Annotated in this window: 13 protein-coding genes; 4 read left to right on the plus strand and 9 right to left on the minus strand. The window is 74.7% G+C overall.

What is annotated here, in order from left to right:
* Nucleotides 1-6: 6 nt before the first annotated feature.
* Nucleotides 7-1260, minus strand: a complete 1254-nt coding sequence (locus BMW62_RS16600) for a glutamate-5-semialdehyde dehydrogenase (RefSeq protein WP_091933049.1) — start codon at nt 1258-1260, stop codon at nt 7-9.
* 91 nt (nt 1261-1351) lie between these two features.
* Between BMW62_RS16600 and BMW62_RS16605 the strand changes: the two genes are divergently transcribed.
* The 4 genes from BMW62_RS16605 to BMW62_RS16620 are packed head-to-tail and all read left to right on the plus strand — an operon-like array spanning nt 1352 to nt 4587.
* Entirely contained in the window at nt 1352-2299 is a 948-nt protein-coding gene (locus BMW62_RS16605; RefSeq protein WP_244524099.1) for a metal ABC transporter substrate-binding protein, read from the plus strand.
* The gene (locus BMW62_RS16610; protein ID WP_244524100.1) at nt 2296-3147 is read left to right on the plus strand and encodes a metal ABC transporter ATP-binding protein; all 852 of its coding nucleotides are present in this window, start codon (nt 2296-2298) and stop codon (nt 3145-3147) included. The genes BMW62_RS16605 and BMW62_RS16610 overlap by 4 nt, the downstream gene beginning before the upstream one ends.
* 1 nt (nt 3148) lies before the next feature.
* Entirely contained in the window at nt 3149-4177 is a 1029-nt protein-coding gene (locus tag BMW62_RS16615) for a metal ABC transporter permease (RefSeq protein ID WP_091933054.1), read from the plus strand.
* Nucleotides 4174-4587: a Fur family transcriptional regulator gene (locus BMW62_RS16620; protein ID WP_091933057.1), complete on the plus strand. Its 414-nt coding sequence runs from the start codon at nt 4174-4176 to the stop codon at nt 4585-4587. The genes BMW62_RS16615 and BMW62_RS16620 overlap by 4 nt, the downstream gene beginning before the upstream one ends.
* Before the next feature lie 18 nt (nt 4588-4605).
* On the opposite strand, the gene BMW62_RS16625 is transcribed toward BMW62_RS16620, so the two are convergent.
* The 8 genes from BMW62_RS16625 to BMW62_RS16660 all read right to left on the minus strand — a co-directional run bounded on the left by BMW62_RS16625 (nt 4606) and on the right by BMW62_RS16660 (nt 14954).
* Nucleotides 4606-5088, minus strand: a complete 483-nt coding sequence (locus BMW62_RS16625; RefSeq protein ID WP_091933059.1) for a peptide deformylase — start codon at nt 5086-5088, stop codon at nt 4606-4608.
* Between the two features lie 30 nt (nt 5089-5118).
* Nucleotides 5119-6243 carry a glutamate 5-kinase gene (gene proB, locus BMW62_RS16630; RefSeq protein WP_170852435.1) on the minus strand — a complete coding sequence of 375 codons (1125 nt, stop codon included), beginning with the start codon at nt 6241-6243 and terminating at the stop codon, nt 5119-5121.
* The gene (gene obgE / locus BMW62_RS16635; protein WP_091933062.1) at nt 6240-7790 is read right to left on the minus strand and encodes a GTPase ObgE; all 1551 of its coding nucleotides are present in this window, start codon (nt 7788-7790) and stop codon (nt 6240-6242) included. The genes proB and obgE overlap by 4 nt, the downstream gene beginning before the upstream one ends.
* 146 nt (nt 7791-7936) lie before the next feature.
* Nucleotides 7937-8194 (minus strand): 50S ribosomal protein L27, encoded by a 258-nt coding sequence (rpmA, locus tag BMW62_RS16640; RefSeq protein WP_091933064.1) that lies wholly within the window; start codon nt 8192-8194, stop codon nt 7937-7939.
* Between the two features lie 7 nt (nt 8195-8201).
* Nucleotides 8202-8513 carry a 50S ribosomal protein L21 gene (rplU, locus tag BMW62_RS16645; RefSeq protein WP_091933067.1) on the minus strand — a complete coding sequence of 104 codons (312 nt, stop codon included), beginning with the start codon at nt 8511-8513 and terminating at the stop codon, nt 8202-8204.
* Between the two features lie 260 nt (nt 8514-8773).
* Complete coding sequence (locus BMW62_RS23525) at nt 8774-11929, minus strand: Rne/Rng family ribonuclease (protein WP_091933069.1); 3156 nt, start codon at nt 11927-11929, stop codon at nt 8774-8776.
* A 321-nt stretch (nt 11930-12250) separates the two neighbouring features.
* Nucleotides 12251-13018: a TIGR03936 family radical SAM-associated protein gene (locus tag BMW62_RS16655; RefSeq protein ID WP_091933072.1), complete on the minus strand. Its 768-nt coding sequence runs from the start codon at nt 13016-13018 to the stop codon at nt 12251-12253.
* A 13-nt stretch (nt 13019-13031) separates the two neighbouring features.
* Entirely contained in the window at nt 13032-14954 is a 1923-nt protein-coding gene (locus tag BMW62_RS16660; RefSeq protein WP_091933075.1) for a TIGR03960 family B12-binding radical SAM protein, read from the minus strand.
* Nucleotides 14955-15085 lie beyond the last annotated feature (131 nt).

Raw genomic sequence — 15085 nt, forward strand, 5'->3', positions numbered from 1 at the left:
ACGGGGTCAGCGCGTGTGGCCGGACCCCGTGACGACGTAGGTGGTGGAGGTCAGCTCCGGGAGCCCGAGCGGGCCGCGGGCGTGCAGCTTCTGGGTGGAGATGCCGATCTCGGCGCCGAAGCCGAACTCGCCGCCGTCGGTGAACCGGGTGGAGGCGTTGACCAGCACGGCGGCGGCGTCCACGCCGGCGGTGAACTCGGCGATGGCGCGGGCGGAGTCGGCGACGATCGCCTCGGTGTGGCCGGTGCTCCACCGCGCGATGTGGTCGAGGGCCTGGGGCAGGTCGTCGACGACCCGCACCGCCATGTCCATCGACAGGTACTCGGTGCCCCAGTCCTCGTCGGTGGCCGGGACGACGCCGTCGTGGGCCGAGCGGGCGGCGTCGTCGCCGTGCAGCGCGACCCCGGCGTCGGCGAGCGCGGCCAGCAGCCGCGGTAGGAACGGCACGTCCCGGTGCACCAGCAGCGTCTCGGCGCTGTTGCAGACGCTCACCCGGTGGGTCTTGGAGTTGAGCACGACCGCCTCGGCGATCTCCGGGTCGGCCGAGGCGTCGACGTAGACGTGGCAGTTGCCCTCGCCGGTCTCGATCACCGGCACCCGCGACTCCCGGACGACCCGCTGGATCAGCGAGGCGCCGCCGCGCGGGATCACCACGTCGACGAGGCCGCGCGCGTTCAGCAACTCCCCCACCGATGCGCGGTCGGCCGGGAGGAGCTCGACGAAGCCGGCGGGCAGACCCGCCTTCTCCCCCGCCTCGGCGAGGACGGCGAGCAGCGCGGTGTTGGTGCCGAACGCCGAGGCCGAGCCGCGCAGCAGCGCCGCGTTGCCGCTCTTCAGGCACAGCCCCGCGGCGTCGACGGTGACGTTGGGGCGGGCCTCGTAGACGATCCCCACCACGCCCAGCGGCACGCGGACCTGCTTCAGCTCCAGCCCGTTCGGCAGCCGGGAGCCGCGGACGACGTCGCCCACCGGGTCGGGCAGCGCGACCAGCTGGTGCAGCGCCTCGGCGACCCCGGCGACCCGGCCGGCGTCCAGCCGCAGCCGGTCGACGATCGCCTCGGGCGTGCCGTCGGCCCGCGCCGCGGCGACGTCGGCCGCGTTGGCGGTCAGGATCTCGTCGGTGCGCTCCACCAGCGCCTCGGCCATCGCCGTCAGCGCGGCATCCTTGGTGTCCGTCGGCAGGGTGCGGAGCACCCGGGAGGCATCCTTCGCGCGCAGCGCGGCGGCACCGATCAGCGGCAGGCCGGAGACGTCGGACACACCGAGATCTTACGCGCGCGCCGGGACGGGTCCTCCGGCGCGACCCGGGACCGGCCCAGCCGACCGCTGTGCGAGAATGATTCTCATGCACATGACGTCGATCCGCCGCAGCGCGGTCGTGCTCGGTTCGGCCATCTGCCTGCTGCTCACCGGGTGCGGGGACGCGGGGACCGGCGGCGGAGCGGGCGAGGGACAGCTGTCCGTGCTCGCCGGCTTCTACCCGCTGCAGTGGGCCGCCGAGCGCGTCGGCGGCGAGCGCGTGTCGGTCACCTCGGCCACCCCGCCCGGCGCCGAGCCGCACGACCTCGAGCTCACGCCGCAGGACGTCGCCGCGATCTCCGAGGCCGACCTGGTCGTCCACGTCGAGGGCTTCCAGCCCGGCCTGGACGAGGCGGTCGCCTCCGAGGCCGCCGATGCCGCCTGGGACGCGGGGCAGGCGGCCGACCTGTCGCTGACCACCGCCGGGGAGGACGACCACGCCCACGAGGGCGAGGAGGAGCACGCGGAGGAGGGCGCGTCGGTCGACCCGCACTTCTGGCTGGACCCCACCCGCCTGGCCGACGTCGTCGACGCGCTCGCCGAGCGGCTCACCGAACTGGACCCGGACGGTGCGGACACCTACGCGGGCAACGCCGCGGCGCTGCGCGCCGACCTGGAGGCCCTCGACACCGAGATGCAGGAGGCGCTCTCGGGGTGCGCGGTGGGCACCCTGGTGACGGGCCACGACGCCTTCGGCTACCTCGGCGACCGCTACGGTCTGGACGTGGTCGGGATCAACGGTCTCAGCCCGACGCAGGAGCCCAGCGCCGCCCAGCTCGCCGCGATCACCGAGCTGGTGGCCGACCGCGGCATCACCACCGTGTACACCGAGACGCTCGTCGACCCGGCGGTGGCCGAGACCGTGGCCGCGGAGGCCGGCGTGCAGACCGCCGTCCTCGACCCGCTCGAGGGCCTGACCGACGAGTCGGCCGGCGGGGACTACCTCGAGGTCATGCGCGCCAACCTGGTCACCCTGCAGGAGGGTCAGAACTGCTCGTGACCGGCCGCACCCTCGCCGGGCAGCACCCGGCGGAGCCCGGTCGCGATCTCGCGATCGGGCTCCGCGGCGCCAGCATCGGCTACGGCGACGTCCCCGTGGTCCAGGGCGTCGATCTCACCGTGCATCACGGCGAGGCGATCGCCGTCCTGGGGTCCAACGGATCGGGGAAGACCACCCTCGCGCGCGGCCTGCTGGGCCTGGCCTCCGTGCTCGGCGGGGAGGTGACGGTGCTCGGCGCGCCCGTGGGGCGGCTGCGCGAGCGGGGCCGGGTCGGCTACGTGCCGCAGCGGCACACGGTGAGCGGCGCCGTGCCGGCCACCGTCCGCGAGGTGGTCGGCGTCGGCCGGCTCGCCCGGCGCGGGCTGCTCGGCCGGCCGACGGCAGCCGACCGGGCGGCGGTGGCCGACGCCATTGATGCGGTGGGGCTCGGCGACCGCGCGTGCGATCCGGTGGCCTCCCTGTCGGGCGGCCAGCAGCGCCGCGTGCTCGTGGCCCGGGCGCTGGCCGCCGAGCCGGAGCTGCTGATCATGGACGAGCCGACCGCCGGGGTCGACGCCGCCAGCCAGCAGACCCTCGCCCGGGTGCTGGCCGAGGTGTCCGCGCGCGGGACGACCCTGCTGGTGGTCACGCACGAGGCGGGTCCGCTCGCCGGCGTCCTGACCCGCGCCGTCGTCGTCGACCACGGGCGGATCCGCTACGACGGGGCCCTCGCCGGGGCCGGCCCCCTCGCCGGCGACGCCGGGCACCACCACCCGGGCGACGCGGAGGAGCACCAGGGGACCGCCTACCGACAGCACCAGCCGTGGACGTCGTCCCGCCCGGTGCGCGCCCGCGACGGGGAGCAGTGACGTGGAGATCCTCCAGTACGAGTTCATGCAGCGGGCGCTGCTGGCCAGCCTGATGGTGGGGCTGGCCGCGCCGGCGGTCGGCATCTTCCTGGTGCAGCGCCGGCTGTCGCTGCTGGGCGACGGGCTCGGGCACGTGGCGCTCGTCGGCGTGGGCGTCGGCGTCCTCACCTCGAGCGCGCCGGTGGGTGCTGCGCTCGTGGCCGCGATCGCGGGGGCGGTGCTCATCGAGCTCGTCCGCGCCCGCGGCCGGACCAGCGGCGACGTGGCGCTCGCCGTCCTCTTCTACGGGGGCATCGCCGGCGGCGTGGTGCTGCTCAGCCTGGCGCCCCCCGGCCAGGCGACCAACCTCGACGCCTACCTGTTCGGGGCGATCACGACGACGAGCGCCGGCGACCTGGTGGCGTTCGGCGTCATCACCGTGGTGATCCTCTCGGTCGTGTGGCTGCTCGGGCAGCGGCTGTACGCGGTGAGCGACGACGAGGAGTACGCCCGCGCGGTGGGCCTGCCGGTGCTGGCGCTCAACGTGGTGCTCGCCGCGCTCGTGGCCTCGACGGTCGTGCTGTCGATGCGGGTGGTCGGCCTGCTGCTGATCAGCGCGCTGATGATCCTGCCCAGCGCCGTGGCCCAGCTGCTGGCCGGCAGCTTCCGGCAGGCGCTGCTGCTGGCCTGCGGCATCGGCCTGGTGGTCAGCGTCGCCGGCACCACGGCCTCGTACTACACGGGCACGCCGTCGGGCGGCACGATCGTGCTGCTGGCGATCGCGCTGTTCCTGCTCGTCACGCTGGCCGTCGCCGTCTGGGAGGCCACGGGCCGGCGGCGGCACCGGCGTAGGGTCGGCCTGCACGCCGCCCACCCCCACGAGCACGGGGAGGGCTGCGGCCATCGGCCGGTCCCGCACGACGACCACGTGGACTACGACCACGACGGCCACCTGCACGCGCCGCACCGGACCGGCACGGGCGTGCACTACGACGAGCACGGCGAGCACCCGGTGCCGACACGGGTGGAGGGAAAGGCAGGCCGATCGTGAGCTCCCCCGACACCGCTCCCCCCGTCCGCCGGCAGACCCGCCAGCGCACCGCCGTCCTGGAGCTGCTCGACGAGCTCGACGGCTTCCGGAGCGCCCAGGACCTGCACGCCCTGCTGCGCGAGCGCGGCGACTCGGTGGGCCTGGCGACCGTCTACCGGGCACTGCAGGCGCTGGTCGACGACGGCCTGGTCGACGTCCTGCGCAGCGGCGAGGGCGAGGCCGCCTACCGGCGCTGCTCGCCGGTGCACCACCACCACCTGGTGTGCCGCTCCTGCGGGCGCACCGTGGAGGTCGCCGACCCCCCGGTGGAGCGGTGGGCGGCCAGGATCGCGGCCGAGCACGGCTTCGCCGACGTGCAGCACGAGCTCGAGGTCTTCGGCACCTGCGGGAGCTGCGCCGCCGCCCGCTGACGAACGCCGCGGGACGCGTCAGCGCTCGCGCAGCGCCCGCAGGGCACCCTTCCGGGCGTCACCGGTGAGCCGGTCCAGGAACACCTTGCCGTCGAGGTGGTCGACCTCGTGCTGCAGGCAGCGGGCCATGAGCCCCTCCCCCTCCAGCCGCAGCGGCTTGCCGTCGACGTCGAAGCCCTCCGCGACGCAGCGCAGCGCGCGCACGGTCGGCGCCCAGATCCCCGGCACCGACAGGCAGCCCTCGTCGCCGTCCTGGACCTCCTCCGAGCGCTCGACGATCACCGGGTTGACCATGTGCCCGATGACGCCGTCGATGTTGTAGGAGAAGGCGCGCACGTTGACGCCGATCTGCGGTGCCGCGACCCCGGCCCGGCCGGGGTGGTCGACGGTCTCCTCCAGGTCGCGGACCAGCGCGGCCAGCCAGCCGTCGAAGGCCCGGACCGGGTCCGAGGGGGTGCGCAGCACCGGGTCGCCGAGTTCGCGGATGGGGCGGATCGTCACCGGGTCAGTCTCTCAGCCGGGCCGGGGCGCTCAGCGCAGGCGTCCGACCAGCACCATCTCGTCGCGGTGCACCACCTCGCGGCGGTACTCGGCCGGGAGGTCGCCGGTCTTGCGGCCGAGCAGCCGGGGCATCTCCCGCGCGTCGTAGGCGACCAGCCCGCGGGCGACCACCACGCCGTCCGGCCCGACCAGCTCCACCGGGTCGTCGGCGAGGAACTCCCCCGCCACCCCGGTGATGCCGGCCGCCAGCAGGGAGGCGTGCCGCTCTCGGAGCGCGGCGACCGCGCCGTCGTCCAGGAGCAGCCGGCCCCGGGGGCGGCTGGCGTAGCGCAGCCAGAACTGGCGGGCGCTCGGCCGCTTGCCCATCGGCGCGAACAGGGTGCCCACGCGGTCGCCGTCCAGCGCGCCCGCCGCCTGCGGGGTGGAGGTGACCACGACCGGCACCCCGGCGTGCGCGGCGATGAACGCCGCCTCGACCTTGGTCGCCATCCCACCGGTGCCCACGCCGTTGCGGCTGGCCGAGCCGAGGACGACCGAGGCCAGGTCCGCGGGGTCGCGCACGGTGTCGACCAGCTGCGCCGGCCCGGTGCGCGGGTCGCCGTCGTACACCCCGTCGACGTCGGAGAGCAGCACCAGGGCCTCGGCCTGCGAGACGTGGGCCACCAGGGCGGCGAGGCGGTCGTTGTCGCCGAAGCGGATCTCCTCGGTGGCGACCGTGTCGTTCTCGTTGACGACCGGCAGCACCCCGAGGTCCAGCAGCCGCTCCACCGTCCGGCGGGCGTTGCGGTAGTGGCTGCGGCGGGTGAGGTCGTCGGCGGTGAGCAGCACCTGGCCGACGGTGATCCCGTGCCGGGCGAACGCGTCGGCGTAGGTCTGCACCAGGCGCAGCTGCCCGACGCTGGCCGCGGCCTGCGCGGTCGCCAGGTCGCGGGGGCGCCCGTCGAGGCCGAGCGGTGCCAGCCCCGCGGCGATCGCCCCCGAGGAGACGAGCACGACCTGCCGGCCCGACGCCCGGACGGCGGCGAGGGCGTCGACCAGCGCGGTGAGGCGGTCGACGTCCAGGCCACCCGGCAGGGTGGTCAGCGAGGAGGAGCCGACCTTGACCACGACCCGGCCCGCCCCGGCGATCGCGGGGCGGGCGGCGGCCGGGGTCACCGGGAGCCCTCGCCGGCCCCACCGGGCAGGTCGTCGGCCAGCTCCTCGAGCTCCTCGTCGGTCCAGCCGTCCTCGGTGGCCTCGAAGGGCACCCGGCGGGCGCGCTTGGCCGCCAGCCGCTCGGACGCCCCGATGCGCTCGTTGCTCTCCAGCCGGTTGTCGGTGCCGCGCCCGCCGAGGCCCGCGGACTCCTCGGCGGTGAGGGTGCCGGCGGGCAGCGTCGGTGCCCAGTCGAAGGTGACGTCGCCGATGGTGACGGCGTCGCCCTCACGGGCACCGGCCTTGGCCAGCTCCTCCTCGACGCCGAGCCGGTTGAGCCGGTCGGCGAGGTAGCCGACGGCCTCGTCGTTGCTGAAGTCGGTCTGCCGCACCCACCGCTCGGGCTTCACGCCGCGGACCACGAAGGCTGCACCGTCGCCCCCACCCACCCCGTCGGGGTCGCGCTCCACGGTGAAGCCGGTGTCGTCGACGGCCCGCGGGGTCAGCGTCACCCGCACCGGCTCGGGCGCCGGCAGCGCGGCCCGGTGCTCCTCGACGGCGGCCGCCAGCGCGTACCCGAAGGCGGCGAGCCCCTCCCCGGTGACGGCGCTGATCGGGAACACCTGCAGACCGCGTGCCTCCAGGGTGCCGCGGACCAGGTCGACCAGCTCCCGGCCGTCGGGGACGTCGATCTTGTTGAGCACGGCGATGCGGAGCCGGCCGACGAGGTCCAGCTCGTCGCCGCCGATCGCCGCACTCGAGTACAGGGCGAGTTCGTGCTCCAGCGCGTCGATGTCGGTCTCGGGGTCGCGGCCGGGCTCCATGGTGGCCATGTCGATGACGTGCACCAGGACGGCGCAGCGCTCGACGTGCCGCAGGAACTGCAGGCCCAGGCCCTTGCCGGCCGAGGCCCCGGGGATCAGGCCCGGCACGTCGGCCATCGTGTAGACGGTGTCGCCGGAGCGGACCACGCCGAGGTTGGGCACCAGCGTGGTGAACGGGTAGTCGGCGATCTTCGGCCGGGCGGCCGACATCGCGGCGACCAGCGAGGACTTGCCGGCCGACGGATACCCGACCAGGCCGACGTCGGCGATGCTCTTGAGCTCCAGCACCGCGTCGAACGTCTCGCCCGGCTCACCCAGCAGCGCGAATCCGGGCGCCTTGCGGCGGTTGTTGGCGAGCGCGGCGTTGCCCAGCCCGCCCTTGCCGCCGTGGGCCAGCACCACGCGGGTGCCGGCGCCGACCAGGTCGGCGATCTGCCGGCCGTCGGGCGTGCTCACGACCGTGCCCTCGGGGACGCGGAGCACCCGCTCCTCGCCGCGCGCGCCGTGCCGGTTGCTGCCCGCGCCGGGACGACCGTTGGCCGCCTTCTGGTGGGGGCGGTGGTGGAAGTCCAGCAGCGTGTGCACGCTGGGATCGACCTCGAGGACGACGTCGCCGCCGTCCCCGCCGTTGCCCCCGTCGGGCCCGCCGAGCGGCTTGAACTTCTCGCGGTGCACCGACGACACGCCGTGCCCACCGTTGCCGGCGGCGACGTGGATCGTCACCCGGTCGACGAAAGCGGCCATGCCCGCCGCCTCCTAGCTAGCTGACAAGCGCCACGAGCGCACGGACCGGTCGGCCCGTGCGCTCGTCGCGAAAGGAACGTGATGGAACGGCCCCGTCCCGGGTCCCGCCCTGAGCGTGCGAAGGGTGGGGAGGACGGGGTCCTTCTTCAGGCCTCGACCGCGGTGATGGAGACGGTCTTGCGTCCCCGCCGCGTGCCGAAGGTGACCGCGCCCGGCGCGAGCGCGAACAGCGTGTCGTCGCCGCCGCGGCCGACACCCAGGCCCGGGTGGAAGTGGGTGCCGCGCTGGCGGACGATGATCTCGCCGGCCTTGACGACCTGGCCGCCGAAGCGCTTCACGCCGAGGCGCTGGGCGTTCGAGTCGCGGCCGTTCCGGGAGGACGAGGCGCCCTTCTTGTGTGCCATGTCGGCGTCAGCCCTTCGTGATGTCGCGGACCACGACGTCGGTGAGGCGCTGACGGTGCCCCTGACGCTTGTGGTAGCCGGTCTTGTTCTTGAACTTGTGGATGTGGATCTTGGGACCCTTGCCGTGGGCGAGGATCTCACCCGTCACGGTCACCTTCGCCAGGACCGTCGCGTCGCTGGTGACGGTGTCGCCGTCGACCAGGAGGATGGCCGGCAGGGTGACGGTGTCGCCAGCCTCACCGGCGAGACGGTTGATCGTGAACGTGTCGCCCACGGCCACCTTGTGCTGGCTCCCGCCAGCCTTCACCACTGCGTACACCACTGACTCCTGTTCGCGTTTCTCACGTCGAGCTCTGTGTCCGGCGCGCACGACCGGGGGGCGCCGGGTGCTTGGACGGGCTGCGCACGCCGTCCCGGCGGCGCCCGGAGGCGCCTGCGCGGTGGCGCAGCAACCCGTCCAGCGTACCCGAGCCGTCCCGGGGCGGTCGACGCACCCTGGTTGTGGCCCTGCTGACCCCGTTCCCCCGGATCGGCGCCCCCGCTCGGGGGCCGCCGATCCGCGGGATGCCGGTCCGGGACCTAGCTGACCGGGGGGCCGGCCGGCCGGCTGGCCGCCCGGCGGCGCCGCGGCCGGGGAGCCGCGGCAGGTGCCTCGCCGTTCCCGGAGGCCTGCGTCTCCGAGGCCGGCGGGGCGTCACGCGTCTGCGGGACGTCGTGGGCCGGCGGGGCGTCCTTCACCTGCGCACCGGCGTCGGCGGCGTGCGCCACCCCGCCGGGGACGACGTCGGCGGCCGTCGTGGCCGGGGTGATCGGCACCGCGTCCTGCTCCGGGGCCTCCACGGCGGCGACCTCACCGGCCGGGAGGACGTCGTCGGCTCCCGTCGCCGCCTCGGCGGCGGGCACCGCCACGGGGGCCGTCCCCGGCATCGGCGGGATCGTCGTCACCGGGGCGTCGGCCGCCTCGGGCGCGGGCGCCACGGGGTCGACCTCCTCGACCGTCTCGGCGGAGCCGTCGGCGACGGGCTCGCCGGCCGGCGTCCCGTCGTCGGCACTGGTGCCGGCGAGCACGGCGGCGTCCTCGGCCGCGCGTTCCTCCCCCGACTGCCCGCGGTTGCGGCGGCCCCGACTGCGGCGGCCGCCGCTGCGGCCGCCCTCGGCCGCCTCGCCGTCACCGGCGGGCGTCTCGGCGGCGACCGGCTGAGCAGTCTCCTCGACCTCCTTGGCGGCGGGGACCTCCTTGGCGGGCGTCTCCTTGCCCGAGGTCTCCTTGCCGCCACCGCCGTTGCCGCGGTTGCGCCCGCCACCGGAGTCCTTGCCGCCGCCGGAGTCCTTCGCGGCGTCCTTCCCGCCGGAGCCGTTGCCGCCCGAGCCGCCGCCCCGGCGCCTCTCGTCCACCGGATCGGTGCTGACGACGATCCCGCGGCCGCGGCAGTGCTCGCACGCCTCGGAGAAGACCTCCAGCAGCCCCTGGCCCACCCGCTTGCGGGTCATCTGGACCAGGCCCAGGGAGGTCACCTCGGCGACCTGGTGCTTGGTGCGGTCGCGACCGAGGCACTCGGTCAGCCGCCGCAGCACGAGGTCGCGGTTGCTCTCGAGCACCATGTCGATGAAGTCGATGACGATGATGCCGCCGATGTCGCGCAGCCGGAGCTGGCGGACGATCTCCTCGGCCGCCTCCATGTTGTTGCGCGTCACCGTCTGCTCGAGGTTGCCGCCCGAGCCGGTGAACTTCCCGGTGTTGACGTCGACGACGGTCATCGCCTCGGTCCGGTCGATCACCAGCGAGCCGCCCGACGGCAGCCAGACCTTGCGGTCCAGCGCCTTGGTGAGCTGCTCGTCGATCCGCAGGTCGCGGAAGACGTCGCCCTCGCCGGTGTAGCGGGTGAGCCGCTCGGTGAGCTCGGGCGAGACGTGCGCGACGTAGGCCTCGACGGTGTCCCAGGCGTCGTCGCCCTGGACCACGAGCTCCTTGAAGTCCTCGTTGAAGACGTCGCGGATGACCCGGATCGCGAGGTCCGGCTCGCCGTAGAGCAGCGTCGGCGCGTTCGACGTCGACTCCGACTTCTGCTTGATGACGTCCCACTGCGCCTTGAGCCGGTTGACGTCGCGGGTGAGCTCCTCCTCCGAGGCACCCTCCGCGGCGGTCCGGATGATGACGCCGGCGTCCTCGGGGACGATCTTCTTCAGGATGTCCTTCAGCCGCTGCCGCTCGGTGTCGGGCAGCTTGCGGCTGATGCCGGTCATCGAGCCACCGGGCACGTAGACCAGGAACCGGCCGGGCAGGTTGATCTGCTGGGTCAGCCGGGCGCCCTTGTGCCCGATCGGGTCCTTGGTGACCTGGACCAGGATCTTGTCGCCGGACTTGAACGCCTGCTCGATCGAGCGCTGCTTGCCCGAGAGCCCGGCGGCGTCCCAGTTGACCTCACCGGCGTAGACGACGGCGTTGCGGCCCTTGCCGATGTCGACGAACGCCGCCTCCATGCTGGAGAGCACGTTCTGCACCCGGCCCAGGTAGACGTTGCCCGCGAACGACGTCGCCGAGGCCTGGGTGACGTAGTGCTCGACCAGCACGTCGTCCTCGAGGACGGCGATCTGCGTCCGCTCGCCGCGCTGGCGGATGACCATCGTGCGGTCGACCGCCTCGCGCCGGGCCAGGAACTCGGCCTCGGTGAGGATCGGCTGGCGGCGGCGGCCGGTGTCGCGGCCGTCCCGGCGGCGCTGGCGCTTGGCCTCCAGCCGGGTGGAGCCGGTGATGCCGCGGACGTCGTCGTCGCTCGTCGTGCGGCCGTTGCGGCCGGCCCGCTCGGGGCGGTCGTCGTCGTCGTCGGTGTCCTCGCCGCTGTCGTCGGCGCCGGAACTGCTGCCCCGACGGCGGCGACGGCGCCGCCGGCGGGTACCCGAGCCGGTCGAGCCCTCGTCGTCGTTGTCGTCCTCGTCGCCTTCGCCCGCGTCGCCGGACGTGTCCTCGTCCTCGGCGTCGTCGGTCTGCGGGCGCTCGTCGGCGGTGTCGTCGTCGGAGTCCGCGGAGTCCTCACCGCTGCGGCCGCGGCCGCGGCCGCGTCGGCCACGCCGGCGTCGACGGCTCGCCGCCGAGCCACCCTCGTCGCGGTCCTCGCCGGAGTCGTCGCGGTCGTCGGCGTCCCCGGCCTGCTCGTCGTCGGTCTCGGCCTCGGCCCGCTCCGGCTGCTCCTCGGCGGCGCGGCGGCGCGAACGGCTGCGGCGGGAGCGCGGCGCCTCCTCGGCGGGTGCCTCGTCGCGGTCCCGCTCCTCGGCGGTGCCCTCGGAGACGTCGGGCTCGGGCGACTCGGCGGGGCGGCGGCTACGCCGGCGGGGCGCCGGGGGCGCGTCGTCGGGCGGCGCCACGAAGCTCACGAACGCCGGGATCGCCGCCGCGGCGACCGGGCGCGCGGGCTCGACCGGCTCGGGGTCGGGTGCGGCCGCACCGGCCGGGCGGGTGGCCCGGCGGCGGGGGCGGGCGACGACCGCGGTCGGCTCCGGGGAGCTGAACTGGGCGCCGAACCGCGGGCCGGCCGGCTCGGGCTCGGGTTCCTCGGCCGCGTCCTCGGCCTCCGGCGTCGCCTCGTCGTCCTCGTCGGCGTCGGTCTCCGCCGCCCCCTCCTCGGGGGCCGCCGGGACGCCGGTGGCCTCGGCCTCGGCGGGCTGCGGTGTGCCCGGCGGGACGGCGGCGTCCGTGGTCTCGTCGGTGTCGGTGGTCGGGTGGTCGGTGTCAGCCACGAGGGCTCTCGCCTCCTGTGCTGCTCCCGGGCGCCGATCGGTGAGGACTGGCGGCCGCGCAGGAGCACGGGGTTGGGCGGGGCGGGCCGCCGCGGGGGTGTGGCGGACGAACTCGCCCTGCGAAGTCTGTGGGCGGCTCCCGCGCGACGGTTGCCGCGGCAGGGAGCCGGTGTGCGGTGGTGCCCGTCCCGCGGTGACGCCGGGGGCGGTGGTGCAGGTCCTGCGGTGGTCTGGGCGTCCGGGCCGGGCTGGCCCGGGACGGGCGCGTCACGTCTGGCAGCCGTGCCGCTCGACAGCGCGCGGTCTCCGGGCGTCCGCCGGTCAGACCGTCGCGTGCTCCCCCTGGCAGCGGGTGCGCGCCGCACGGTCAGGACCGAGCGGATCGGCCACGGTCCCGGTGTCGTCGAGCCGGCCCTGCGCCTCACGCACGGCCCGGGGGGGCAACGGCGGGCGCAGGTCGGCGACGGCAGCCAGGGCGGCCAACACGTCGTCGGGTCGTACAGCGGGCGTCACCTGCCGGACGACCATGTGCAGTATGGCACAACCTGCCTCCTCCGCCGCCGAAGCGCTGGCGACGGCGGGGCGGGCGTCGACGTCCTTGAGGCCGTTCTTGGTCCGCTTGGCGACGGTGACCACGTCGGCCGCCAGGAACTTCTCCACCGCCGGGGCGAGCTCCTCCAGCCGCACGCCGGGCAGCTCCACCCGCCAGACGGAGGTGTCGATCCGGTCGGCCAGCGAGCCGGTCCCCTGCACCGCCTCCACGCATTCCAGGACGGCGATGTCCTCGGGCAGCGCGGCGTCCAGCGCGGCCCGCACCGCCTCGGGGTCGCACCGCTCGGCGAGCCCGATCTCCACGTACTCCGCCTCGCTGGCCGAGCCCGTGGGCGCGGCACCGAGGTAGGAGATCTTCGGGTGCGGGCTGAAACCGGCGGAGAACGCCATCGGCACCCGCGCCCGGCGCAGCGCCCGCTCGAGGGCACGGGCCAGGTCGCGGTGCGAGGCGAAGCGGAGCCGGCCCCGCTTGGCGTAGCGGATGCGGAGCTTCTGGACGGTCGGCGGCGGCGGTGGGCCGTCGGGCTGGCGGGCCATGTCGTCTCCCCGCTCAGACGACGGTGAGCGGCAGCAGGCTGCGCCCCGTCGGCCCGATCTGGATATCGGTGCCCATGGTGGGGCAGACGCCGCAGTCGTAGCAGGGAGTCCACCGGCAGTCGGCGACCTCCTCCTCGGAGAGCGCCTCCTGCCAGTCCTCCCAGAGCCACTCCTTGTCCAGACCGGAGTCCAGGTGGTCCCAGGGCAGGATCTCCTGCTCGGTCCGCTCGCGCGTGGTGAACCAGTCCAGGTCCACGCCGAACGCCGGGAGCTCCTCGGCCGCGGCCTGCGTCCAACGCTCGAAGGAGAAGTGCTCGCTCCAGCCGTCGAACTTCCCGCCCTCGCGCCACACCCGCTCGATGACGCGGCCGACCCGGCGGTCACCGCGGGAGAGCAGGCCCTCGATCACGCCGGGCTTGCCGTCGTGGTAGCGCAGGCCGATGGAGCGGCCGATGCGGCGATCGCTGTTGATGGCCTGCCGGAGGAGCCTGAGCCGGGAGTCGATGGTGTCGGCGCTGGCCTGGGCCGCCCACTGGAAGGGCGTGTGCGGCTTGGGCACGAAGCCACCGATGGAGACGGTGCAGCGGATGTCCTTGCGCCCGCTGGCCTCCCGGCCGGCGCGGATGACCTCGACCGCGAGCTCGGCGATCTCGAGCACGTCCTCGTCGGTCTCGGTCGGCAGCCCGCACATGAAGTAGAGCTTCACCTGCGTCCAGCCGTTGGCGTACGCCGTCGTCACCGTGCGGACGAGGTCCTCCTTGGACACCGTCTTGTTGATGACCCGGCGGATGCGCTCGCTGCCGCCCTCGGGGGCGAACGTCAGCCCGCTGCGCCGCCCGTTGCGGGAGAGCTCGTTGGCCAGGGTGACGTTGAAGGCGTCGACCCGGGTGCTGGGCAGGCTGAGGCTGGTGTTGGTGCCCTCGTAGCGGTCGGCGAGCTGCTTGGCGACCTGGCCGATCTCGGAGTGGTCGGCGCTGGAGAGGCTGAGGAGCCCGACCTCCTCGTACCCGGTCGCCTTCAGCCCCTGCTCGACCATCGAGCCGATGCCGGTGATCGTCCGCTCGCGCACCGGGCGGGTGATCATCCCGGCCTGGCAGAAGCGGCAACCGCGGGTGCAGCCGCGGAAGATCTCCACGCTCATCCGCTCGTGCACGCTCTCGGCCAGCGGCACCAGCGGCTGCTTCGGGTAAGGCCACTCGTCGAGGTCCATGACGGTGCGCTTGCCGACCTTGGCGGGCACGTCGTCACGGGTGCGGGTGACGGCGGCGATGGTGCCGTCGGGCCCGTAGGAGAAGGCGTAGAAGCGCGGCACGTAGACGCCGTCGACCCGGGAGAGCCGGGCGAGCAGCTCCTCGCGGCCACCGGGGCGCCCCTGCGCCTTCCACGCCTTGACGACGTCGGTGATGTCGCCGACGGCCTGCTCGCCGTCGCCGAGGACCGCGCAGTCGACGAAGTCCGCGACCGGCTCGGGGTTGAAGGCGGCGTGCCCGCCGGCGACGACGACCGGGTGGGTCTCGTCGCGGTCCACCGCATGCAGCGGGACCCCGGCGAGGTCGAGCGCCTCGAGCAGGTTGGTGTAGCCGAGCTCCGTCGCGAAGCTGACCCCCAGCAGGTCGAAGTCGCGCACCGAGCGGTGGCCGTCGACGGTGAACTGCGGGACGCCGTGCTCGCGCATGAGGGCGGCGAGGTCGGGCCAGACGGCGTAGGTGCGCTCGGCCAGGGCGTCGGGGCGCTCGTTGAGCACCTCGTACAGGATCATCAGGCCCTGGTTCGGCAGCCCCACCTCGTAGGCGTCGGGGTACATGAGCGCCCAGTGCACGGCCGCGGACTCCCACGGCTTGGTCTGGGCGTTGAGCTCGCCGCCGACGTACTGGATCGGCTTCTGGATCTGGGCCAGCAGCGGCTCGAGGCGGGGGTAGAGGGTCTCACCAGTCATGACCCGTCCAGGGTAGCCGCCGCGGCGTCCCGCCCATGGTGATCAGGATGCTCCTATGGATCGTCAAGCGGCCGAGGCGATGTTTTCGGGCGACTGGGTGGGGCGTAGGACGTAGTAGAGCTCGCGGGCGA

This window comes from Blastococcus sp. DSM 46786 (genome assembly GCF_900109665.1).
Classification (GTDB): Bacteria; Actinomycetota; Actinomycetes; order Mycobacteriales; family Geodermatophilaceae; genus Blastococcus; species Blastococcus carthaginiensis.

What these genes read in the sequence shown, in the direction of transcription:
- BMW62_RS16605 (WP_244524099.1), top strand. Translation starts at nt 1,352, where the DNA reads ATGACGTCGATCCGCCGCAGCGCGGTCGTGCTCGGTTCGGCCATCTGC.
- obgE (WP_091933062.1), bottom strand. Translation starts at nt 7,790, where the DNA reads ATGGCCGCTTTCGTCGACCGGGTGACGATCCACGTCGCCGCCGGCAAC.
- rpmA (WP_091933064.1), bottom strand. Translation starts at nt 8,194, where the DNA reads ATGGCACACAAGAAGGGCGCCTCGTCCTCCCGGAACGGCCGCGACTCG.
- BMW62_RS16655 (WP_091933072.1), bottom strand. Translation starts at nt 13,018, where the DNA reads ATGGCCCGCCAGCCCGACGGCCCACCGCCGCCGCCGACCGTCCAGAAG.
- BMW62_RS16660 (WP_091933075.1), bottom strand. Translation starts at nt 14,954, where the DNA reads ATGACTGGTGAGACCCTCTACCCCCGCCTCGAGCCGCTGCTGGCCCAG.